Source organism: Cryobacterium sp. TMT1-19 (assembly GCF_004403055.1).
Lineage (GTDB): Bacteria > Actinomycetota > Actinomycetes > Actinomycetales > Microbacteriaceae > Cryobacterium > Cryobacterium sandaracinum.
This window is the reverse complement of record NZ_SOHB01000053.1, coordinates 92109-114513: the sequence shown is the minus strand read 5'-3', so window position 1 is coordinate 114513 and position 22405 is coordinate 92109. Positions and strand designations below refer to the sequence as shown.

The window sequence follows — 22405 nt, the reverse complement described above, 5'->3', positions numbered from 1 at the left end:
GGCGGCCGACGCGTAGCATCAATAGCGCAGTATTTCTGCTGCGCAAGAATAGAGGTTGTCCCGTGCAGAATTTCACTGGTGTAGGCGTAAGCCCCGGCCGGATCATCGGATCCGTTCGCCAGATGCCCAAACCGATCAGCGAACCCCCGGCAGGTGAACGCCTGGATGCGGCGACTACACCCGAAGTCGCAACGGAAGAGCTGCGGACAGCCTCCAAGGTGGTGCAAACCGAGCTTCAGCGGCGCGCCGAAGCCGCCACGGGCGCCAGCAAGTCGGTTCTCGAAGCCACCGCGCTGATGGCCACCGACCCGATGCTGATAAAAGCTGCAGTGAAATTAATCGTTACCGGAACATCCGCCGAACGCGCGATCTGGGAGTCCGGCGCATCCGTCGCCGAGATGCTGCACAACCTCGGTGGCTACATGGCCGAGCGGGCCACGGATGTCCTCGACGTGCGGGCCCGGATCGTCGCCGAGCTGCGCGGCGTCACCGCCCCCGGCATCCCCCAGTCTGACGAGCCCTTCGTGCTCGTAGCCGAGGACCTCGCCCCGGCCGACACCGCCACCCTCGACCCGAACAAGATCCTCGCCCTGGTCACCAGCGGCGGCGGACCGCAGTCGCACACCGCGATCATCGCCCGCGCCCTCGGCCTGCCGGCCGTCGTCGCCGCCGTCGGCGTCGACGCCCTCACCGATGGCACCGAGGTCTACGTGGACGGCGCCGCCGGAACCCTCCAGGTTGACCCCGGCGACAACGAGCGCACCGCCGTCACGGCGTGGGAGCACGTCGCGGCCAGCCTGTCCGTGTTCGACGGCACCGGCACCACCGCCGACGGCCACCTCGTTCCGCTGCTGGCCAACGTGGGCGGGGCCGCTGACGCGGTCAAGGCCGCGGCCGCCGGCGCAGAGGGCGTCGGACTGCTCCGCACCGAGTTCTGCTTCCTCGAGCGCGACATCGAGCCCACCATCGACGAGCAGGTCGTGGCCTACCGCGGCGTGTTCGACGCGTTCCCCGGCAAGAAGGTCGTCGTGCGCACGCTCGACGCCGGCGCCGACAAGCCTCTGCCGTTCCTCACCGACAGCACGGAGCCCAACCCGTCGCTCGGCGTGCGCGGTTACCGCACCGACCTGACCAGCCCCGGCGTGCTCAAGCGCCAGCTCACGGCAATCGCCACCGCCGCGCAGGCCTCCTCCGCCGTGGTCTGGGTGATGGCACCGATGATCGCCACAGTCGACGAGGCCGCCGACTTCGCCGCCATGTGCCGCGTCGCCGGGCTGAAGACCCCCGGCGTCATGGTGGAGGTTCCCTCCGCGGCGCTCCGCTCCGCGAGCATCCTGACCGAAGCCGAATTCGTCAGCCTCGGCACGAACGACCTCACCCAGTACACGATGGCCGCCGACCGTCAGCTCGGCACCCTCGCCGCGCTGAACTCGCCGTGGCAGCCCGCCGTGCTCCAGCTGATCCAGCTCACCGTCGCCGGGGCGATATACGAGGGCCACAACAAGCCCGTCGGCGTCTGCGGCGAAGCCGCCGCCGACCCGGTTCTCGCCGTCGTACTCGTCGGGCTGGGTGTCAACACCCTGTCCATGACGGCCCGGTCGATGTCCGCCGTGGGCGCCGTGCTGAAGTCCGTGACGCTCGAACGGGCGCAGGAACTTGCCCAGATCGCCGTTTCGGCCCGTAATTCGGACGAAGCGCGTACCCGCGTGCGCGCCGGATTGCCCATACTTGAAGAGCTGGGTCTCTAGCCGCTTCGGATTTACGTCGCATCGCATCATCGCCGGCGAGCCACCCCTTCGCCGGGCACCAATTAGGAGGAACCATGTCCGAACGTAAAGCCACCATCGCGAGCCGTGTCGGCCTGCACGCGCGCCCCGCATCCCTCTTCGCGGCGGCCGTCGGCGACCTGACCCTCGAGGTCACCATCGCCCTCGAGGCCGACCCGGCCGAGGACGCGATGGATGCCTCGAGCATCCTGTCGCTGATGAGCCTGGGTGCCGCCAACGGCGACATCGTCGTGCTGCGCGCCGAGGGCGACGGAGCCGATGAGGCTCTCGAATCCCTCGTCAAGCTCCTCGAAACGGACCTCGACGCCGAGTAGCACCCCCGACCGAAGGCACCCTCAGTCCGCGCGAATCATGCCGGAGTGAGGGTGCCTTTTCGTGGGTCAGGCTCCGACGCCGGAGGTCAGGCCCGGTCGGGCGTGACCAGGGTGATGAACGCGCTCAGCTGGGCCAGACTCTCCACACTCGAGGGCAGGGTCTCGGTCAGGGCCGGCGAGTAGACCAGCCAGGCCGCCCACTGGGCACGGGAGATGGCCACGTTGAGCCGGTTTGCCAGGAGCAGGAACTCGAGGCCGCGCGGTACGTCCTCTGCCGCGGAGGCAGCAAGCGAGACCACGGCGACCGCCGCCTCCCGGCCCTGGAACTTGTCGACGGTGCCCACCGGCACGTCACCCAGGCCGGCCTGCACGAGGTGGCGGCGCAGCAGCTCGACCTGCGCGTTGTAGGGCGCCACGACGATCACGTCGCCCTGCGCCAGCGGTGCGCTCCGGCCACCGGATGTCCAGGGTCGGCCGAGCAGACCGGTCACCAGTGAGACCACGGCTTCGGCCTCCTCCACCGACGAGGTGGAATTGAACCGGTGCGGCACGGGCACCGGGTGCAGGCCCGGCTCCACAGCCTCGAGTCGGCGATCGGAGGGGTGCGAGCGCAGCCGCCCCTCGTAGGACAGCGCCGACACCGGAGCGCAGATCCTCGGATGCATGCGCCAGCTGGTCTTCAGAAAGTAGCCGAATTCCGGCGGGAGCACCTGGTGTCCGTCGCTGAGCCAGCCCAGAGCCGAGCCGTCGACCGGTTCGGGGTGCGTGCCCTGGCTGACCTGCGGCAGCTGTTGCGGGTCGCCGAGCAGCAGCAGGCGTTCGGCCGCGACGGCCGCTGCGATGGTGCTGGCGAGGGAGAACTGGCCGGCCTCGTCGATCACGAGCAGGTCGAGGGAGCCCCGCGGCACCCGGTCGGCGTTGCTGAAGTCCCAGGCGGTGCCGCCGAGCACCCAGCCGCCGGACTGCCCGGTGAACCGGGCGAAGGTCTTGGTATCCAGGAGGGTCCACGGCACCGGCTTTTTCTCGTCGCCCTTTTTCGCTTTCTTCCCGACCTGGCCGGGCTCCAGCCCCGCCTCGATTCCGGCGGCGAGTACGGCCCGGAGCATGTTCTCGACCGCGGCGTGGGACTGCGCGACGACGCCGACGCGCCAGCCGTGCCGCACGACGAGGTCGGCGATCACCCTCGAGCCGACGAAGGTCTTGCCGGTTCCGGGCGGGCCCTGCACCGCGAGGTAGGACCGGTCGAGCACGAGCAGGGTGTCCCGGATGGCGGTGCGCACATCCCCCTCACCGTCGCCGTCGTCGGCACCATCGCCCTCGCCCTCGCCGTCGCCGTCCCCGACACCGGCACCATCGCCGGGGCGCGCCGGTGGCTGCACCAGGGGCTGCGCCGGCCCGCTTGCCCCGAGCAACCGGGGCGGGCGTCGGCGCAGCAGGTCGAAGGCCGCGTCCGGCAGCGGTTCCGGCCACCGGGAGAGCACGGCGCGGCCCCACTCCGAGATCGCGGTCACCTGGCTACCGGCTGGCGGCGGGGTGCCGGGGGTGAGGGCGATCGGCATTTCCCGGTGGGCGGGTGCATCGCGTTCGAGCACCTCCTCGACCAAATAGACCGACTCGTCGATCACGTCGATGATGGTCGCCCTGTTGTGCGCGGTGCGCGCTCCGGGAGCGTCGCTGCGGCTGATCGGCGGGTAGGGCAGGTCGTAGAGCAGGAACGGCTGCTGCCCGACCGTGAGCGAACTGCCCGGCGCGAGTGCCCCGGTCAGGCGCAGTACCCGGCGGTCGAGCGACTGGCGGCCTTCCCGGTGCCAGCCCAGGTGAAGGGCTGCTGTTTCGACGATGAGCACGTCCCTGGTGTCCGCCCAGTCGTCCACGGGCGCGCCCAGGCGACTGTAGTGGTCCCACCAGAACGATTTCTGCTCCCGCCGGTGGTAGTCGATCGCCGCCGAGGCGAGGGCGAGCGCGGTCTGGTCGGCGGTGCGCTCGGCCGGCGGAACGTCGGCAAGCAGCGCGGAGAGTTCCAGGTAGACCGGGTCCGGTTCCCGCACCGGCAGGGGCACGCCCGCCAGGGTCGCCGGCGACGCTGCGGTGGCGCCCGGCTGCTCGGCGGCGCGGGCCAGCAGCCAGTCGCGCAGGCGCAGGGTGGAGCGGCAGTCGTACGCGTTGTAGCGGGTGATGTCCGTGAGAATCTGCTCTGCGGCATCCGTCTGTCCGGCGGCCAACAGGGTGCGCGAGCGCACGTATTCGGTGATCGAGTCGGCGGCGTTGGCCACGCCCTCGCGTTCCTCGAGCCCCATGTAGAGCGGTTCGAGCTTCTTGAGCGAGTAGCTGCGGCTGCCGATGCGCAAGCCCTGCCGCACGATCGGGTAGAGGTCAACGAGCACATTCCGGCGCAATAGGTCGTCGACCGCTTCTTCGCCGACCCCGTGCCGGGCGGCAAGGCCGAGCAGGTGGGTGCGCTCGTAGGGGGCGTAGTGGTAGATGTGGAGCCCCGGATGCCGCGAACGGCGCTCCCGCACATACTCCAGGAAGTCGATCAGGGCCTGACGTTCCTCGGCGTGGTCGTGCGCCCAGAAGGTGCGGAAGGTATCGTCCGGCAGGGCCAGACCGAACAGATAGTCCAGCCCCCACTGTCCGTTGCCGGCCTCCTGGTAGAGCGGGTCACCCTCGAAGTCGAAGAAGATGTCCCCCGCGTCGGGTGCGGGCAGAGCCGCGAGGGCGGCCGGGTTGATGATCTCCCAGTTCAGTGGCCGGCCGGGGGCTCGGGGGGCGATCTGCAGCCGGGCCTGCCCCTGCAGGGTCGCCAGCGTGGCGTCTGACAAACCGGGGACGGGCTCGCGCCGCGCGGCGAGGTCGTCGATGGAGCGGACGCCCGCGGAGCGCAGCCGGGCGCGCTGGCTGAGCCGCAGGTTCGCGACCAGGAGCACGTCCCGGTGCTGCTGCACCTGCTCCTCGCACAGGTCACAGCGGCCGCAGGCGGCGTAGCGAGGGTCACCCCACGGGGTCGGTGCAGGGTCGGCGAGGCGTTCGTCGACCAGCCGCTCGAGGCGGGCGCGCCGGGCGCGGTAGACCGGCAGGATGTCCTGCAACCGGTGCGAGCTCGTGCGGCCGTCGCCGAGCAGAAGGTGCACGTTCTCCCCCGTCGGGATGCCCATCCGCTGCAACTGGTCGCTATACGCCGCCAACTGCAGCAGCGCCGTGATCTTCGCCGAGCGTGCCAGCTTCGTGTCGTAGACCTCGTAGGTCGCGGCATGGTCGGCGGGGTCGGCGGGGTCGGAATGGTCGGCGGGGTCGGCGGGGTCGCTCTGGTCGCCGCTCCCGGTGCGGATGATGAAGTCCGCGTAGCCCAGGAATCGCCCGTCGAAGAATGCAGCCTGGAACACCACCTCGGCCCCTGCGCGCAGGGCCGCCTCGCTCATTTCAACGGCGGAACCGATGTCGGCGAGGTCGCCACGTTCGATCTCGACGACGGTGCGGGCCGCGCGCAGCTGTTCGAGCATCCGCAGTTCATGGGCGTCGCCCAGCTCGGCGGTGCGCTGGAGCATGGCGTCAGCGGCTGCCGGGGCGGCGTCGATGCGTCCCAGTTTCGCGTCGAGTCGGCGCAACAGTGCCCACTCGCACGCGGCCGCGGCGCTGAGGTCGCTCGCCGAGTAGACAACGGTGGCAGGGTCTGGCAGGAACACGTCGATCTCCTCTTTGCGCACGCACAACCACACCGGAAGCGCTGGTCACGGTGGTTTCGAGGCTAGCCGACACCACCGACCAGAACAGGGGGTGCCGCGCCCTTCCCCCTGCAGCCGTGCTCAACTAGGGTTGGCCTACACGCGGCAGACGAGGTTTTTGATGGCTGTCCGCGCGGCGGTTCACTGTTGATCCGATTCTGGCCGATTGCGGGCCCGATGTGCGACGACCGAGTGCCGTTTCCCTGCAACCAAGCGAGAAGGAACACACCGTGACTGACAGCCAGAACCCCGTACCCACTGCCAACGCCACCGGCCCCGACGCCCACAACATCAAGGACTGGACCGACCTCGGCAAGGAGATGTGGTCCTACCTGACCGGCAAGAGCGCCGCCATCAACTACAGCTTCATCGACATGACGGTGGAGGTGCCGCGCGACATCGGCCCCGACGCCCCCCGTGCCACCTGGAAGCTGAACGGCACACTGCGGGTCACCACGAGCGAGGGTTCCGGCACCGAACCGCTCACCAAGTAGTCATGAGCCCCACCACCCGCCTGGACATCGACCTGGAGTTCTCCCTCGCGGAGCCGGGCACACCGGGCGACACCACGGAGGCGACCGGCGCCGAGCAGATGGGCGGAACCATCACGGCCAGCGGCCTCGACGTCGAGATCTTCTCCAGCAGGCCCGAGATGTTCGTGCGCACCAGCACGATGAAGCTGAAGGAGCTCCGCGGCCTGGCCGGCGACCTGGCCGAGCGCGGCCTGACCGTCTCCGTGTCCGGCCCCGACGGCCTGATCATCCGGCTGGGAGCCGTCAAGGCACCCGTCATCCAGCGGCTGCTGACCGGTTCGTCGCACATTACGCTCGGCAGCCGGGCCGCGCTGGTTCCGCTCCTGCGGCGGCGCAGTGCTGCACCGGATGCGGGCCTGTCCCTGCCGTTGCCGCCGGCCACCCTGTTGCCGTTGGTGCCGACCTTCGACCGGCGCATCCGTCGCCGGGTGACCACGACGCACTACACACCGGGGGCAGGCCGGCCCCGGCTGGTTTTTGTGATCGGCTCGAAGAACTGGAACGGTCAGATGCCGCGCGAGTTCGATCTGCTGCCGACGGTCACCACCATCGGTTCGGCCCCGGATGCCGACCTGCAGCTGGCCGGTCTGCAACCGTTCCATGCCGAAATCCGCCACGACGACAACGACGAGTACGTTCTGTATCCGCTCGGCGACGTTTCCGGCGGAGCCAAGCGGAATTACCGGCAGGACGATAACGATGGGCAGGTCCTGCGCACCGGCGCCCGGATCGAAATGGGTCCGTGGCGCATGGCCTACTTCCGTGAGGAGTATGCCGACCACGGCCGCCCCCACGGCGGTCGCGTGGGCGGGGAACTGTCCGTGCAAAAGCCGCAACCGAGCCGCCGCGCAGCCCGGTTGGAGCGCGAGGCCAACGCCGCCGGTGCCGGCACCACGAACGGCGGCACCGAGCCGACGACCGCGCGGCCGGGGCCGGTGGACGACTCCGAGATCTAGGGTCAGGTCCGGGTCGGCAGATCCTGGCTGCGCCACTCGCGGCGCACGCTGTGGAAGCCGGCACACGGTAGAACGTGTGCCGGCTTCTCTAGTATGGGTCGCGACGGATACCGCCGCGCCCTGCGCCGCCCTGCGCGGCCCTGCCCTGCCCCGAACCAATTCGACGGAGATTCTGAGGAAAAAGCGGGTTTACGGGCTGTTTGGAATGGTTGTGGGCAAAATCTCCGTCGAATTCATTCGGGCTGCGCGGTGGAGCACGGGGTGGCGGGTGGGGGGACGCACGGGTGACGCACGGGGTCGCGCACGGGGTCTCGGGTGGATGCAGAGCGCACCCGTGCGGCTGCAGATCCGGCGGGTGTTGTGGCCAACTCAGGAGATCCGTCCGGCCGGGACGGACATCCGCACCGGTTCCGCACTGGTCCGTGGGAGCCGGGCAATGCGGGCGACGGATGTCCTGAGTTGGCCACACGCGCAGGCTCGGCCGGGCCTGACCCGCGACGGGTGTCCTGCGTTGGCCACCCGCGCAGGCTCGGCCGGGCCTGACCCGCGGCGGAGCCCGGGATCCCCACACCCGCGAAACCCCCTGGCCGTCAGGTACACGCAGCTAGACGGGCTCCCCCGCGGTCTCGGCCGCCGGGATGCTCTGGCCGGGGACGGCATCCTCGCGGCGCGACTCCGCGTGTGGCGCGGTGCCGGACAGCCGCAGCGTCGCCAGGAAGCCGAGCACGAGGAACCCGGCTGCGGCGTACGCCGAGTAGCGGGTGCCGTCGCTGAACGCCTCGCGGGCGGCATCCGCCAGCTCGGGGCTCCGCTCTTCGAACGACGGGATCACCGAGCCCGCACTGTCGACGACCGCGTCGACGATCTGACTCCGGGTCTCGGCAGTCAGCCCGGGCACCTCGGCCAGCTTCGCATCGAGCGACGTACCGACCGCAGTGAACAGCACGGTGCCCAGCACCGCGATGCCGAGCGCCGAGCCGATCTGCCGGGCGGTGCTGGACGTGCCGGAGCCCTGGCCGCTCTGCGCCACCGGCACATCCTTGAGCACGACGCCGGTGAGCTGGGCGGTGGCCAGCCCCACGCCGATGCCGTAGACGAACAGGAACGGCACCACGACGAGCCAGGTGGACTCGGCCGTGATGACCAGGCCGAGGCCGGCGACGCCGATGATCTCGGCGACGATCCCGAACCGCACGATCGTCTCGGGTGAGATCTTGTTGCCGAACGCCCCGGACACCCCGCTGGCCACGAACGAGCCCAGCGCGAGGGCGAGCAGCACGAATCCGGTCTGCAGGGCGTCGTAGCCGAGCACATTCTGCAGCCAGAGCGGCAGTGACAGGATGATGCCGAACTCACCGAGGGAGACGATCATGGCCGCGATGTTGCCGTTGCGGAACGACGGGATCGAGAACAGGGAGAAGGCGAGCAGGGTGGTCTTGCCGGCCCGCTGGCGGTAGAGCCCCCAGTAGATGAAGGCCACGCCGGACACGACGGTGATCAGGAACACGAATGGAATGATCGACAGCGAGTACGGCCAGGTCCAGTCTCCCGCAACCGGCGCTTTGTCGGTGAGCCACCAGCCGTAGGTGCGTCCCTCGATCAGCCCGAAGACGAGCGACGCGCTGGTGATCGCCGAGAGCACGGCGCCGACGACGTCGATGCGGCGCGGCTCGCCGGCATCCTTCGATTCGAGCACGAAGACGAGTACGCCGATGACGATGACGATGCCCAGTGGCACGTTGATGCCGAATGCCCAGCGCCAGGAGAAGGAGGTGGTGAGCCAGCCGCCGAGCAGGGGGCCGACGGCCACCATGCCGCCGATGGTCGAGCCCCAGATCGCGAACGCGATGCCTCGGTCACGGCCGCGGAACGTGGCGTTGATGATCGAGAGCGTGGTGGGCAGCACCATCGCACCGCCGACGCCCTGGATCAGCCGACCCAGGATCAGGAGTTCGCCCGTCTGCGCGAGCGCCGCGAAGACGGATGATGTGGCGAAGACGATTACGCCGAGAATCAGGATGCGCCGTCGACCGAACCGGTCGGCAAGCGTTCCGAACACCAGCAGCAGGGCCGCGAAGACCAGGGTGTAGCTCTCCTGCACCCACTGCACCTGGGTCGAGGTGATCGCCAGGTCGTCGACGATCGAGGGGATGGCCACGTTGATGATTGTGGAATCGACGATGATCAGGGCGACGGCGACGCTGATGAAGACGAGACCGGCCCAGCGCCGGCGCGCCGAGGTGACGCCCGCCGGGGTGACGGGCAGGGTGGCCGGATCGCTCACGCGGTGACCGATCGGGACGTGGCGGACCTGGAGGTGCGCACGCGCACGGTGATGGTGACGATCAGGATGGCGGCCACGGCGACGATCGCCGCGATCGCCGTGGGAGTGGAGAGCAGGGTGCCGGCCAGCCGGGCCACGGCCACCCAGGCCAGGCCCCAGCACAGAGACGCGGCCGGGGCGAGACGGCCGTGGCCGTAGATCGCGAGGAACACGCCGACCAGCCCGGCGACGGCGATGACCAGCACCGCCCACAGGTCCGCGCTGAGGCCGAAGCCTTCGAAGCCGGAGGCGACGAGCACCGCGGTGACGTTGGCGGCGGTGGCGATGGCCACCCAGCCGAGGTACAGGCCCACGGTGCCGTCGGCGACGATCGTCTCAATCAGGTTTTTGGGCCGGGTGCGGAGCGTGAGCTGGAACGCCCGGATCAGCACGACCAGCAGAAGCACGATCACGGGCACACTGAGCCAGAGCAGGTCGAACTGGATGCTCAGGATCCAGGCGGCGTTCAGCACGAGCGACGCGGCGATCGGGTAGCCCAGGGCGCGTTGGCGGTCATCCGATTTCTGCGCCGGCAGAAGCTGCCACAGGGCGTAGGCGATGAGGCCGAGGTAGATCGCGGTCCAGATGCCGAAGGCCGGCCCGTCGGGGGCGATCGGGGTGGCGTCGGCGGCGAGCGCACCGCCTGACGCGTTCTGGATCGGGGTTCCGCCGACGGCGCCGGACCCGATGAACGATCCGACGACGGCCAGGATCGCGCTCGCCAGCACCACCGTTTGACGCAGTGGATCGCTGCTCTTATTCATCTCGGTCTCCCAACGATCAGCCAGCTTAATAGTCGACGGTTTCATCCTGACCTCTTCCGCCCCCTGGAGTATGCAAAACTGCCGCATGCGCATCAACGGGGTGCACCACATCGCCATTATCGCCAGCGACTACGACGTGTCCAAGGCCTTCTACCTCGACGTTCTCGGCTGCACGCTCGAAGCGGAATACTTCCGGGCCGCGCGCCGGTCGTGGATGGGCAAGCTTGCCCTGAACGGCCACTACCTGATCGAACTGTTCTCTTTTCCCGACACCCCGCCCCGGAAGAGCGGCCCGGAAGCGCTCGGACTGCGCCACCTCGCGTTCGAGGTCGACGACGTACCGGCCGCGCGCGACGAGCTGATCGGCAAGCACGTCGAGGTTGAGGAACTGAGGGTGGACCCGAACACCGACAAAGCGATGTTCTTCTTCCGCGACCCCGACGGGCTGCCGCTGGAAATCTACGAGCGCTGAGTCCGGACGCTATTGCTCCGGGCTGCTACTGCTCGGTCACCAGGTGGAAGACCACTCCGTCATCCTGCACGGACACGCGCAGGCGGTCGAGACCGGAGACCACCAGGTCGGCCTCCAGGTCGGCGGCCCGATGGGTGCCGACGACGCCGATCGTGGCGCAGCCGGCGGCGCGGGCGGCGGCAAGGCCGGCTGGGGCATCCTCGACCACGACGCAGCGGGCCGGGTCGACGCCGAGGCGTTCGGCCGCCAGCAGGAACGGCTCGGGGAACGGCTTGCCGCGGCTGGTGTCGTCGATGGTCACCACCGTGAGCGGTGCGGGGAAGCCGGCGGCGTCCAGGCGCACCAGGCACAGCTGCCGGGCACAGGACGTGACGATCGCCCGGCGGGCCTCGGGGATGCTCGCCATGAGTTCCGCCGCGCCGGCCAGGATCCTGACGCCATCCGTGTCGGCCAATTCGAACTCGGTCAGCCGGGTGACGGATGTCTCGACCAGCTCCTCCGCCACCAGGGTCGCGATCATCTGACGCGCCGGCACCCCGTGCTCGGGGCCGGTGAACGACGGGCCGAGGCCGGCCTCGGCACCCCAGCGCAGCCAGGACCGGGTGACCGCCTGAGTGGAGTCGACCAGGGTGCCGTCCATGTCGAAGAGCACCGCCTGGAAGACCTGCCCCTGCAGGGCCTCCTCCCGGGAGGTTTCGAGCGGGGCGATTCCGGGCTGCGTCATTGTGGTTCCATTCGTCTCTGGGCTGGTACCCCTCAAGTCTGCGCCCTCACGGAACTACGCTATGACTCATGACCACTCCTCCCCGCGCGGTGCAGAAGCCGCAGCAGCGCAGTTTCCATGACGACGTGTTCACCGACAACTACGAGTGGCTGCGCGATAAGGACAGCCCCGAGGTGATCGCGCACCTCGAAGCCGAGAACACCTTCACGGATGCCCGCACCGCCCACCTGGCCCTGCTGCAGGAGCAGGTCTTCGAGGAGATCAGGGGCCGCACCCAGGAGACCGACCTCAGCGTTCCGGTGCGACAGGGCCACTGGTGGTACTACACCCGCACGGTGGAGGGGAAGGAATACGGCATCCACTGCCGTGCGCCGATCTCCGCGCCGGACGACTGGACCCCGCCGGTGCTTCCCGAGCAGATCCCCGAACAGACCAGCGGGCAGGCGAGCGGGACCGCCGGTCTCCCGGGCGAGCAGATCGTGCTCGACGACAACGCCGAGGCGGCCGGCCACGAATTCTACTCGCTCGGCAGCACCGACGTGAGCGGCGACGAGAACCGGCTGCTCTACGCCGTCGACACCGAGGGCGACGAGCGGTACACCCTGCGCGTGCGCGACATCGCGACCGGCGAGAACCTCGCGGACGAGATCCCGAACACCGGCGAGGGGGCACTGTTCGACCCGAGCGGCCGCTACATCTTCTATACGACCGTGGACGACGCCTGGCGGCCCGACACCGTGTGGCGACACGAGGTGGGAACCGCGGCCGCCGCCGACGTGTCGGTCTTCCACGAACCCGACGAGCGCTTCTGGGTGGGCATCAGCCTCACCCGCAGCCGCAGGTTCCTGCTGATCGAGGCCGGCTCGAGCGTGACCACCGAGACCCGGCTGCTCGACGCCGCCGACCCGACCGGCGAGTTCGCCCTGGTCTGGCCGCGGCTGGACGGCGTCGAGTACGACGTGGAGCACGCCGTGCTGGGCGGCGAGGACCGCCTGCTGATCGTGCACAACCACCACGCGGTCAACTTCGAGCTGGTCAGCGTCTCCGTCGCCGACCCGCGGGGTGAGAAACGGATTCTACTGCCCCACGATACGGCCGTGCGCCTCGAGAGCGTCGACGCATTCCGCGACTTCGTGGTGGCCGAATACCGGCGGGACGGACTCACCCGCGTTGCCGTGAGCGCCGAGGCAGCCGACGAGGAACTCGATTTCGTCGAGCTCGGCTTCGAGGAACCGCTGTACTCCGTGGGCACGTCGGCCAATCCCGAGTGGGACACGCCGACCATCCGTCTCGGTTACACCAGCTTCGTCACGCCGTCGACGGTCTACGACCACGTGGTCGCCACCGGCGAGCGCCGGCTGCGGAAGCAGCAGCCCGTGCTCGGCCGCTACGACCCGACCCTGTTCGAGCAGCGCCGCGAGTGGGCTACCGCCGCCGACGGCACGCGCATTCCGATCTCCCTCGTCTACCGGCGTGACCTCGTCGCTCCGGGAACTCCCGCCCCGACCCTGCTCTACGGCTACGGCTCCTACGAGATCAGCATCGACCCGTCGTTCAGCATCGCCCGGCTCAGCCTGCTCGACCGCGGCATGATCTTCGCGATCGCCCACGTGCGCGGCGGCGGCGAGCTGGGTCGACTCTGGTACGAGAACGGCAAGAAGCTGCACAAGCGCAACAGCTTCACGGACTTCATCGACAGCGCCCGGCACCTGATCGACCAGGGCTACACCAGTCCCGACCGGCTCGTCGCCGAGGGCCGCAGCGCCGGCGGCCTGCTGATGGGCGCCGTGGCGAACCTGGCCCCGGAACTGTTCGCGGGCATCCTCGCCGGGGTGCCGTTCGTGGACGCGCTGACGTCGATCCTGGACCCGTCGCTGCCGCTGACCGTGATCGAGTGGGACGAGTGGGGCGACCCGCTGCACGACCCTGAGGTGTACGCCTATATGCGCGGCTACTCCCCCGTGGAGAACGTGCGCGACACGCACTACCCGCGGATACTCGCCGTGACCAGTCTCAACGACACCCGAGTGCTCTACGTCGAGCCGGCCAAGTGGGTGGCCCGGCTGCGCGAGGTGGGAGCGGATGTTCTGCTGAAGACCGAGATGTCGGCCGGCCATGGTGGGGTGTCCGGCCGGTACAGCCGGTGGCGTGAGACGGCGTTCGACTTCGCCTGGATCATCGATGCCGCCAGGGCGCATCCGTCGAGGGAAGCGGCGGTCACCGCGGTAGCTGTGTGAGCCTCAGCAGTTTTCCGGCAAATTCTCCGTCGAATTGGTTCAACCGCGGACACTGCGCTCCGACCGCGCTGCCCACATGAGAGCATGGAGCCATGTCTGACGCCGGGTCTCCCCCGGCGCGGGCGGACTGGAAGCGGATCGCGGGACCCGTGCCCGGCGAACCGGGTGGGACCACCGATCCGCCCGTTCCGATGGGCCTCCAATTCGAGCTGCGCGAGCAGACGCCCCGCACGAACGACCGCTGGCGTGGTGCGACGGCCCGGCCGGTCACGAACGTGCGCCCCGGGCAGGGCGAGATCCGGCTCGGGGTGCGCCCGGTCATCCGAAGCGCCCGTGGCAACTGGGTACGCACGGACGTGACGTGGAACCAACTGGGCTTCTACCGCAACCGCCTCAACCTCAACCGCGAGCACCACCGCTGGCTGAGCCAGATCCTGGCCCTGCACCGGGCCGTGCGCGGCGTCTACACCAGCCAGGAGACGGACTGGATCTACCTCGACGACTTCGCCAGCCCGCTGCTCTGGACCCTCTTCGACGAGGCCGAGACCCTGGGGCTGCGTCTCGTGGGCAGCACGAAGGATGCCACGGTCAGCGTGGGCCGCGCGGCCCACGTGAGCCTCGACGCAAGCCGGAACGCCGCCGGCGCGTTCAGCAACACAGGCGCCGCCGGCACCCAGGGTCTGCTCCTGACCACCCGGCTCCTGTTTGACGGCACCCCGCATCCCCCCGAGCGTTCCGGGGCGATCGGCGGCCACGGGATCTACGGCTATGCCCTCGGGCCGCGCCCGGTATTCACCCTGGCCCCGACCGTCGACGGTCCGCTCACCGCCGAGCAGCGCCGGCTGCTCGGTGCGCCCGGCACGGTTCTCGTGCCTGCCGACGAGACGGCCGAGTTCCTGAGCGACTTCTATCCGGCGCTGCGGCGCACCCTGCCGGTGATCAGCACGGATGGCTCCGTGCGCTTCCCCCAGGCCGACCCACCTCTGCTCGTGCTCACCGCCTGGTTCCGGCCGAGGCAGGCGCTGGAGCTGGCCTGGCATTGGGAGTACCGCGAGGGTTCCCTGCTGAAGAAGCTGCCCATGCTGTCGTCCACATCCACATCCACATCCACATCCACATCCACATCCACATCCACGCCCCCGCCCACGTCTCCCTCGAACGGAAGCCGCGACGAGCCCACCGAACGGGTCATCCACGAGCGGGCCAGGCGTCTCCTCGAGGAGGCCGGCCACCCCGACGCAGGCCCGGCCGCGACATCCGTCACCCTGCGCGGCATCGATGCGGCCGAGGTGGCCGAACGTGCGCTCCCGCGGCTGGAGACGCTGCCCGGCGTGCGCGTGGACATCCGCGGCACCCGGCCCGACTACCGCGAACTGACCGAGACTCCTGAGCTCACAATCAGCACGGTCGAGACGGACCAGCGGGACTGGTTCGACCTGGGCGTGATCGTCACGATCAATGGTCGGAGCGTGCCGTTCGGCCCGCTGTTTAAAGCTTTGGCGAAGGGGCAGGCGAAGCTCCTGCTGGTCGACAACAGCTACCTGTCGCTGCGGCAGCCGGCTTTCGAGCGCCTGCACGAACTGATCACCGAGGCCCGCGCCCTGCAGGAATGGGACACCGGCCTGCGCATCAGCCGCTACCAGGCTGCCCTCTGGAGCGACTTCGAGGACCTCGCCGACGACACCGAGCAGGCCGTGGCGTGGCGGGCGGCCGTGTCCGGGCTGATCGGCTTGTCCAAGGGCGCCGACGACGCCGAGCACGCCCCGCACGCCCCGCCCACCCCGCTGCCGGCCGCCGTGCACGCCACCCTGCGCCCATACCAGGCGCAGGGCTTCACCTGGCTGACCTTCCTCTGGCAGCACCAGCTGGGCGGAATCCTCGCCGACGACATGGGCCTCGGCAAGACCCTGCAGACGCTCGCACTCCTGGCGCACGCGACCGCGCAGCCGGCCGGGCAGGCCCACCCAGCCGGGCACGCCCACCCGGCCGGGCACGCCCACCCGGCCGACCCGGCCCAGCGGCGGCCGTTCCTGGTCGTCGCCCCGACATCCGTCGTCGCCACCTGGCGCTCCGAGGCCGCCCGCTTCACGCCCGGCCTCGACGTTCGGGTGATCACAGCCACCGAGGCGGCCGGCGGCATCCCGCTGACGGATGCCGCGGCCGGCGCCGACGTCGTCCTCACCTCCTACACGCTGTTCCGTCTCGACTTCGAGGCCTACCAGGCGCACGGCTGGGCCGGGCTGATCCTGGACGAGGCACAATTCGTGAAGAATCGTGCCACCCGGGTGCACCTGTGTGCCCGCGACCTGACGACGCCGTTCAAGCTCGCGCTCACGGGCACGCCGATGGAGAACAGCCTGCTCGAGCTGCATGCCCTGTTCGCGATCGTGGCACCGGGCCTGTTCCCCTCCCTTCGGCGGTTCACGGAGGAGTATGTGCGCCCGATCGACCGCGGCGACACCCCCGAGGTGCTCACGCGGCTGCGCCGGCGCATCCGCCCACTGTTGCTGCGTCGCACCAAGGCGGTCGTCGCCCCCGAGCTGCCGCCCAAACAGGAGCAGGTGCTTGAGATCGAGCTGAACCTCCGGCACCGCGCGCTCTACGACACGTTCCTGCAGCGGGAACGGCAGAAGCTGTTCGGCCTGATCGACGACCTCGACAAAAACCGGTTCATCGTGTTCCGCTCGCTGACCCTGCTGCGGCTGCTCAGCCTGGACCCGTCCCTGGTCGACGAGAAGTACGCCGGAGTGTCGTCCAGCAAACTCGACGCCCTCTTCGAACAGCTGGATGACGTCGTCGCCGAAGGTCACCGCGCGCTCGTCTTCAGCCAGTTCACGTCGTTCCTGAAGAAGGCGGCCGCGCGGCTCGAGGCCCGGGGCATCCCCTACTGCTACCTCGACGGGTCCACCCTGCGCCGCTCCGAGGTGATCGACCGGTTCAAGACCGGCAGTGAGCCGGTGTTCCTGATCAGTCTGAAGGCCGGCGGGTTCGGCCTCACCCTGACCGAGGCGGACTACGTCTTCCTGCTCGACCCGTGGTGGAACCCGGCCACCGAGACGCAGGCCATCGACCGCGCCCACCGCATCGGCCAGACGAAGAACGTGATGGTCTACCGAATGGTCGCCACCGGCACCATCGAGGAGAAGGTCATGGCCCTGCAGAAACACAAGGCCGAGCTCTTCGACCAGGTGCTGGGCGACGCCCCAGCGGATGCGCCGGGGTTCAGTGGAAACCTCACGGCCGACGACATCCGCAGCCTGCTGGAGAGTTAGACGGACAGCTCCCGGGCGATCTCCGCCGCCCATTCGTCGATCGCGACCCAGTTGCGGAAGTCGCCCTCGGGCAGCAGCTCGCGCCCACTCGGGATGCGCCGCACAAGTTTGTCCCGGCGGCCGAGCACGGTCGGGTCGAGCGCACCGAAGAACACCCGCATTCCGCGCGGCTGGAGCGACTGGCCGAACTCCTCGAACTGCTTCGGCTCACTCTCCTTGAGCAGATCTCGCCCCTGGGCGTCCTTCCCCGCGGTGCCCAGCGGCCCGCTGCTGAACAGCCACACCGGATGCGCCGTGATCAGTTCCTGGTGGCGCCGCACGAACTCCGTCGCGTCCTTGCGCCACGACCCCATGTAGGCGGAACTGCCGATCACGAAGGCGTCGTACTCGTCCACCTGGTCAACGGATGCGACCGGCCGGGCCACGGCATCCTGCCCGGCCTCCCGCAGTTTGCGGGCGATGCGCTCGGCGATTCCCTCGGTGGCTCCGTACTTGCTCGAAAACCCCACCAGTGTCGTCATGATTGCCTCCAGCTCGTCGGTCGTTCACTCAATCGTAGGGCGGTGCGCCGCCGCGCCCCGTCCACGATTCCCCACCCCCAATCGAGCGGGTCGGTTGGTTCTCCGTCTCCCGCCGCTGCTAATCTGAGTTTAGATAACGTGGGGGTTCCGTGCAGTTGGATTCAGGGGCGCCCTACGGCCGCCTAGTTCGAGGTTTCTTTGCCAGGAGCGCCTCCTGGCCCGCCTGGCTGATGGCCGTGTTCCTGGGCAGCTACGTCATCGGCCTGCTGATGCCCGACGACGGATTCCACCTCTTCGTCGACGGCTGGCTGGCGTCCCTCCTGAAGTTGTCCATGGTCGTCGTGTGCTGGGCCGCCGTGATGCGCAAGCGCTCACGGAGCCGAGTGCGGATCGCGGCCAGCGGTCTGGCGCGATTCCGGCATCCCGAACTCCTGCTCACGGCCGCGGCGGTCACCATCATCGCGATCGTCGATTCCTATTCCCTGTGGATGCTGATCTGGGGCGCCGAGATGTTCCCCCGCGTGAGCGAGGTCGGCTACTTCCTGTTCTTCGCCCTCATGCTATTCGTGCTGGTCATCATGGTGCGCCGCCAGCTGCGCGGCATGGTCTGGTCGGTGGTGCTGGACAGCGCCATCGGTGCACTCGGCGCGGCCTCGGTGCTGGCCGTGCTGCTCGGCCCGATGGCGAACTCAGTCGACGCGGCCGGGGCGAACAAGGCCATCGCCGCCGCCGTCGCCTACCCACTGTTCGACCTGCTGCTGGTTGCCGTCGTCGTCGCACTCACCACCTCGCAGGGCCCGGTTGCCGGCCGCCGCTGGATCCTCCTCATCTTCGGCCTGCTGATGTTCACGTCCACCGGTCTCGTCTTCGCGATGCTCGAAACCAGCTACGTTCTCGGCACTCCTCTGGACGCCGGCTGGGCCGTGGGTCTGGCCCTGATCGCGGTGTGGGCGGATGCCTCGTCGCGGCCCGATCTGGTTCGGAACAACTCCTCCAACGGCGTGGCGGCCCTGGCGCTGCCGGCGGTGTCGACCGCGGCCGGCCTGGGTGTGCTGCTCCTCGCCAGCCAGACGCCGGTTCCCCACATCGCGATCGGGCTGGCGGCGGCGACCCTGGCCCTCGCAGCCATTCCCCTGGTCTCCCGGCAGGTGGCCCTGCGTCGCCAGTCCAAGACCGACGAGCTGACCGGTCTGCCGAACCGGCGTGCACTGTACGCCGAGGTCTCGTCGAGACTGGCCGACGACAGGAGCCGGAACCGGGCGCTGCTGCTGCTGGACCTGGACCGCTTCAAAGAGGTCAACGACAGCCTCGGGCATGACGCCGGCGACCGGTTGCTCGTGCAGGTCGGCCGTCGTCTGCTGGAAGGACTGCGGTCCGGTGACCTGCTCGCGCGGTTGGGCGGCGACGAGTTCGCCATCCTGCTCGAGCACACCGACCAGGTGGAGGCCGAGGCGGTGGCCAACAAACTCCGGGCCACCCTGGCCCAGCCGTTCACCCTGGAAGGCATTTCCCTGCAGACCAGCGCGAGCATCGGAATCGCGCTCTACCCCGACCAGGGCGATGACCTGACCGCACTGCTGCGCAAGGCCGACATGGCGATGTACAAGGCGAAGGCGACCCACAGCGGCCACCACGTCTACCGCAGCGCGGACAACCGCCACGGTGACGCCCGGCTGCGCACCCTGCAGGAGTTGCGCCTCGCCCTGACCGAGGACCAGCTGGTTTTGCACTACCAGCCGAAGATCTGCCTGAAGACCGGGTTCGTCTCCGGCGTCGAGGCCCTCGTGCGCTGGAACCACCCCGAGCGCGGTCTGCTGTTTCCCGACCAGTTCCTGACCTTGGTCGAAGAGGCCGGTCTCATGCACGCGCTGACCCAGGAGGTTCTGCGGAAGGCGTTGGACCAGTCCGTGCTCTGGTCGGCCCAGGCCCGTACCCTGACGGTTGCGGTGAACCTGTCCGCCAGCTCACTGATCGACGCCGATCTGCCCGAACGGGTGGGCACCATGCTGTCGGCCCGCGGTCTTCTGCCCACCGCGCTGATGCTCGAGATCACCGAGGACTTCCTGATGGCCGACCGCGACCGAGCCCGGGACATCCTGACCCGGTTGCGCGCCAGTGGTATCCGGATCTCCGTCGACGACTTCGGCACCGGTTACAGTTCGCTCGCCTATCTTCGTGACCTGCCCATCGACGAGCTCAAGCTGGACCAGTCCTTCATCTTCCCGATGGCCGACGACGCCCGGGCCGCCGCGCTGGTGGCCTCCACGATCGACCTCGCGCACGGCCTCGGCCTGAAAATGGTCGCCGAGGGCGTGGAGAACAGCGTCGCCTACGACGAGTTGGTGCGCTACGGATGCGACTTCGCCCAGGGATACTTCATGTCACGCCCCATCTCCGCCGCGGCACTCGACGAGTGGCTGACCGCAAGGCAGAGCGCGGCGGCCCTGCCATGACCGGCGGCACCCGTGAGCGGTTCCGCTTCGGCGCGCTGACGCTCATGCTGGTACTGGTCATCGCCTACACCCTCGGCCTGGCCCTGAAGGGCGACGACTTCAGCCCCCTGGTCGACGGCTGGCTCGCCATGCTCTCGGTGTGGGCACCCGTGCTCGTGGGCTGCGCCGCCGTCTACCGGGTCGGGCGCGGGCAGATCGAGGTGGGCCTCGCCACCGCCGCTCTGACCATGAACGCCCTGGCGGACACCTACTACCTCGTCAGCGCGGATGCCGACGGTGCGTCACCGTTTCCCTCGCCGGCCGACATCGGCTATCTGCTGTTCTACCTGCTCCTGCTCTGGGCGCTGGCGGTGCTCGTGAACCGGCAACTGCGCGGATCGGCCTGGTCCGTCTTCCTGGACACCGCCGTGGGTTCCCTGGGTGCCGCCGCAGTGCTGGCCGTCATCCTCAGCCCCGTCTTCGATTCCGCCGCCGCGGACCCGCTCAGCCTCGGTGCCGTCATCGCGGCCGCCTATCCGGCGCTCGACCTGCTGGTGGTGGCGTCGCTCGCCGGGATCGTGGCGTCGCACGGCTTGGAGGCCGGGAAGCGCTGGATGCTCCTCGTCGCCGGCCTGGTGGTCTTCGCCGGCGCCGACACCGTCTTCGCACTGCAGGGTGACCTGTACACGGTGGGCACCCCGCTCGACGCGACCTGGAACATTGGGGTCGTACTGATTGCGCTCTGGGTGGACAGCACCTCCCTCCCGCGCCCGGTTCGGGATCGCAGGGCCGCGGCCACGGCCACAACCGTGTCCGCTCTGGCCGTGCCGATGGTGTCGACGATCGCCGGACTCGGGGTTCTGATCCTCGCCAGCCAGGTCACGGTGTCAAACCTCGCCGTGGCCTTGGCCGGGGCAACCATGGCGCTGGCGGTGGTGCCGCTGGTCGGCCGGCAACGGGTTCTGAACCTACTGGCGCGAACGGACGACCTCACCGGTCTGCGCAACCGCCGCGCATTCAATGCGGACGTGCCCACCCGCCTGGCAGCGGTCGAGGGCCGGACGAGTGCCCTGCTGCTGCTGGACCTTAACCGGTTCAAGGAGGTCAACGACAGCCTCGGTCATGACGTGGGTGACCGGCTGCTGATCCAGGTCGGCATCCGTTTGAACCGGCAGCTGCGTGCCGGAGACCTCCTGGCCCGCCTCGGCGGCGACGAGTTCGCGATCCTGCTCACGGACTCCGCGCGGGAGGATGCCCTGACGGTGGCCGTCAAACTGCGTGCCGCGCTGGCCGAGCCGTTCATTCTGGACGGCATCACGCTGCAGACCAGCGCCAGTGTCGGAATCTCCCTCTATCCCGACCAGGGCAAAGACCTGACGGCGCTGCTCCGCAAGGCCGACATGGCCATGTACGAGGCGAAAACGAGCCGCGGTGGCCACCACGTATACGACAGCGACGACGACAGCCACGGCGAGACCCGGCTGCGCACCCTGGCCGAACTGCGCCTCGCTCTCACCGATGAGCAGCTGGTGCTGCACTATCAGCCCAAGGTCGACCTCGGCAGCGGCGCGGTGCGGGACGTCGAGGCCGTTGTGCGCTGGAACCACCCCGAGCGCGGCCTGCTGCTGCCCGATCAGTTCGTGCCGATCATCGAGGAGGCCGGGCTGATGCACACCCTGACGCAGGTCGTGCTGCGGCAGGCGCTGGACCAGGCCGTGCTCTGGCAGGCGCAGGGGCATCCGCTGACCATCGCCGTGAACCTGTCGGCCAGCTCACTGTTCGACACGGAACTGCCGGACCGGATCGGTGCCATGATCGCCGCCCGCGGTCTGCCCTCGTCGATCCTGGCCCTGGAGATCACCGAGGAATTCCTGCTCAATGACCGGGGCCGGGCCCGAGGCATCCTCACCCGGCTACGAGAGCAGGGCATCCGCATCTCCGTCGACGACTTCGGCACCGGCTACAGTTCGCTCGCCTACCTGCGCGATCTGCCCATCGACGAGCTCAAGCTCGACCGATCCTTCGTCTTCCCGATGGCCGGCGATGCCCGAGCCGCGACCCTGGTTTCCTCGACGATTGCGCTGGCCCACAGTCTGGGGCTGCGCATGGTGGCCGAGGGTGTAGACAGCGACGCCGCCTACGACCAGCTGGTCGGCTTCGGCTGCGACTTCGCGCAGGGCTTCCACCTGTCGCAGCCGGTTTCCGCCGCCGAGCTGGACACCTGGCTCGCCGACCGACGAGTCGCAGATACCGCGTCGGCGCACGCGCGTGAGGTCGCACCCGCCGTGCCGCCCGGTGACCTTGTCGCGGAGCCGGCCGAGGTGTAGACCCCCCCTGCAAAGCGCGCC

14 protein-coding genes are annotated in these 22405 nt (G+C 69.3%); 9 read left to right on the top strand and 5 right to left on the bottom strand.

Annotated features, from left to right (window positions below; genetic code table 11):
• The first annotated feature begins 62 nt into the window (after nt 1-62).
• Nucleotides 63-1748, top strand: coding sequence for a phosphoenolpyruvate--protein phosphotransferase (gene ptsP, locus E3T40_RS13850; protein ID WP_134544248.1), 1686 nt, complete (start codon nt 63-65; stop codon nt 1746-1748).
• Nucleotides 1749-1822: 74 nt separating this feature from the next.
• Nucleotides 1823-2101, top strand: coding sequence for an HPr family phosphocarrier protein (locus E3T40_RS13845; RefSeq protein ID WP_104193631.1), 279 nt, complete (start codon nt 1823-1825; stop codon nt 2099-2101).
• Nucleotides 2102-2187: 86 nt separating this feature from the next.
• On the opposite strand, the gene E3T40_RS13840 is transcribed toward E3T40_RS13845, so the two are convergent.
• A complete protein-coding gene (locus tag E3T40_RS13840) occupies nt 2188-5784 on the bottom strand; it encodes a TM0106 family RecB-like putative nuclease (protein ID WP_134544245.1) in 3597 nt (1198 codons plus the stop codon).
• A 269-nt stretch (nt 5785-6053) separates the two neighbouring features.
• Here E3T40_RS13840 and E3T40_RS13835 point away from each other — a divergent pair, with 269 nt between their 5' ends.
• On the top strand, nt 6054-6317 hold the full coding sequence (locus E3T40_RS13835) for a hypothetical protein (RefSeq protein WP_174720110.1): 264 nt from the start codon (nt 6054-6056) through the stop codon (nt 6315-6317).
• Nucleotides 6318-6319: 2 nt separating this feature from the next.
• The gene (locus E3T40_RS13830) at nt 6320-7312 is read left to right on the top strand and encodes an FHA domain-containing protein (RefSeq protein WP_174843673.1); all 993 of its coding nucleotides are present in this window, start codon (nt 6320-6322) and stop codon (nt 7310-7312) included.
• Between the two features lie 604 nt (nt 7313-7916).
• Here E3T40_RS13830 and E3T40_RS13825 read toward each other — a convergent pair.
• A complete protein-coding gene (locus E3T40_RS13825; RefSeq protein WP_241981790.1) occupies nt 7917-9596 on the bottom strand; it encodes an MFS transporter in 1680 nt (559 codons plus the stop codon).
• Nucleotides 9593-10399 carry a tryptophan-rich sensory protein gene (locus E3T40_RS13820; RefSeq protein ID WP_104193990.1) on the bottom strand — a complete coding sequence of 269 codons (807 nt, stop codon included), beginning with the start codon at nt 10397-10399 and terminating at the stop codon, nt 9593-9595. Before E3T40_RS13820 ends, E3T40_RS13825 begins: the two co-directional genes overlap by 4 nt.
• 85 nt (nt 10400-10484) lie before the next feature.
• On the opposite strand from E3T40_RS13820, the gene E3T40_RS13815 reads away from it, so the two are divergent.
• Nucleotides 10485-10871 (top strand): VOC family protein, encoded by a 387-nt coding sequence (locus E3T40_RS13815; RefSeq protein WP_104193989.1) that lies wholly within the window; start codon nt 10485-10487, stop codon nt 10869-10871.
• Nucleotides 10872-10896: 25 nt separating this feature from the next.
• Here E3T40_RS13815 and E3T40_RS13810 read toward each other — a convergent pair whose 3' ends face one another.
• On the bottom strand, nt 10897-11595 hold the full coding sequence (locus E3T40_RS13810) for an HAD-IA family hydrolase (protein WP_104169667.1): 699 nt from the start codon (nt 11593-11595) through the stop codon (nt 10897-10899).
• A 68-nt stretch (nt 11596-11663) separates the two neighbouring features.
• Between E3T40_RS13810 and E3T40_RS13805 the strand changes: the two genes are divergently transcribed.
• Nucleotides 11664-13832 (top strand): S9 family peptidase, encoded by a 2169-nt coding sequence (locus tag E3T40_RS13805; RefSeq protein WP_134544242.1) that lies wholly within the window; start codon nt 11664-11666, stop codon nt 13830-13832.
• Nucleotides 13833-13924: 92 nt separating this feature from the next.
• Entirely contained in the window at nt 13925-17104 is a 3180-nt protein-coding gene (locus E3T40_RS13800; RefSeq protein WP_134544239.1) for a DEAD/DEAH box helicase, read from the top strand.
• Here the strand turns inward: E3T40_RS13800 and E3T40_RS13795 are convergent.
• Nucleotides 17101-17625: a flavodoxin domain-containing protein gene (locus tag E3T40_RS13795; RefSeq protein ID WP_104193986.1), complete on the bottom strand. Its 525-nt coding sequence runs from the start codon at nt 17623-17625 to the stop codon at nt 17101-17103. The two genes, E3T40_RS13800 and E3T40_RS13795, sit on opposite strands and share 4 nt — an antisense overlap.
• A 149-nt stretch (nt 17626-17774) precedes the next feature.
• On the opposite strand from E3T40_RS13795, the gene E3T40_RS13790 reads away from it, so the two are divergent.
• Nucleotides 17775-20078 (top strand): bifunctional diguanylate cyclase/phosphodiesterase, encoded by a 2304-nt coding sequence (locus E3T40_RS13790; RefSeq protein WP_134544236.1) that lies wholly within the window; start codon nt 17775-17777, stop codon nt 20076-20078.
• Nucleotides 20039-22384, top strand: a complete 2346-nt coding sequence (locus E3T40_RS13785) for a bifunctional diguanylate cyclase/phosphodiesterase (RefSeq protein WP_166786646.1) — start codon at nt 20039-20041, stop codon at nt 22382-22384. Before E3T40_RS13790 ends, E3T40_RS13785 begins: the two co-directional genes overlap by 40 nt.
• The last annotated feature ends 21 nt before the right edge of the window (nt 22385-22405 follow it).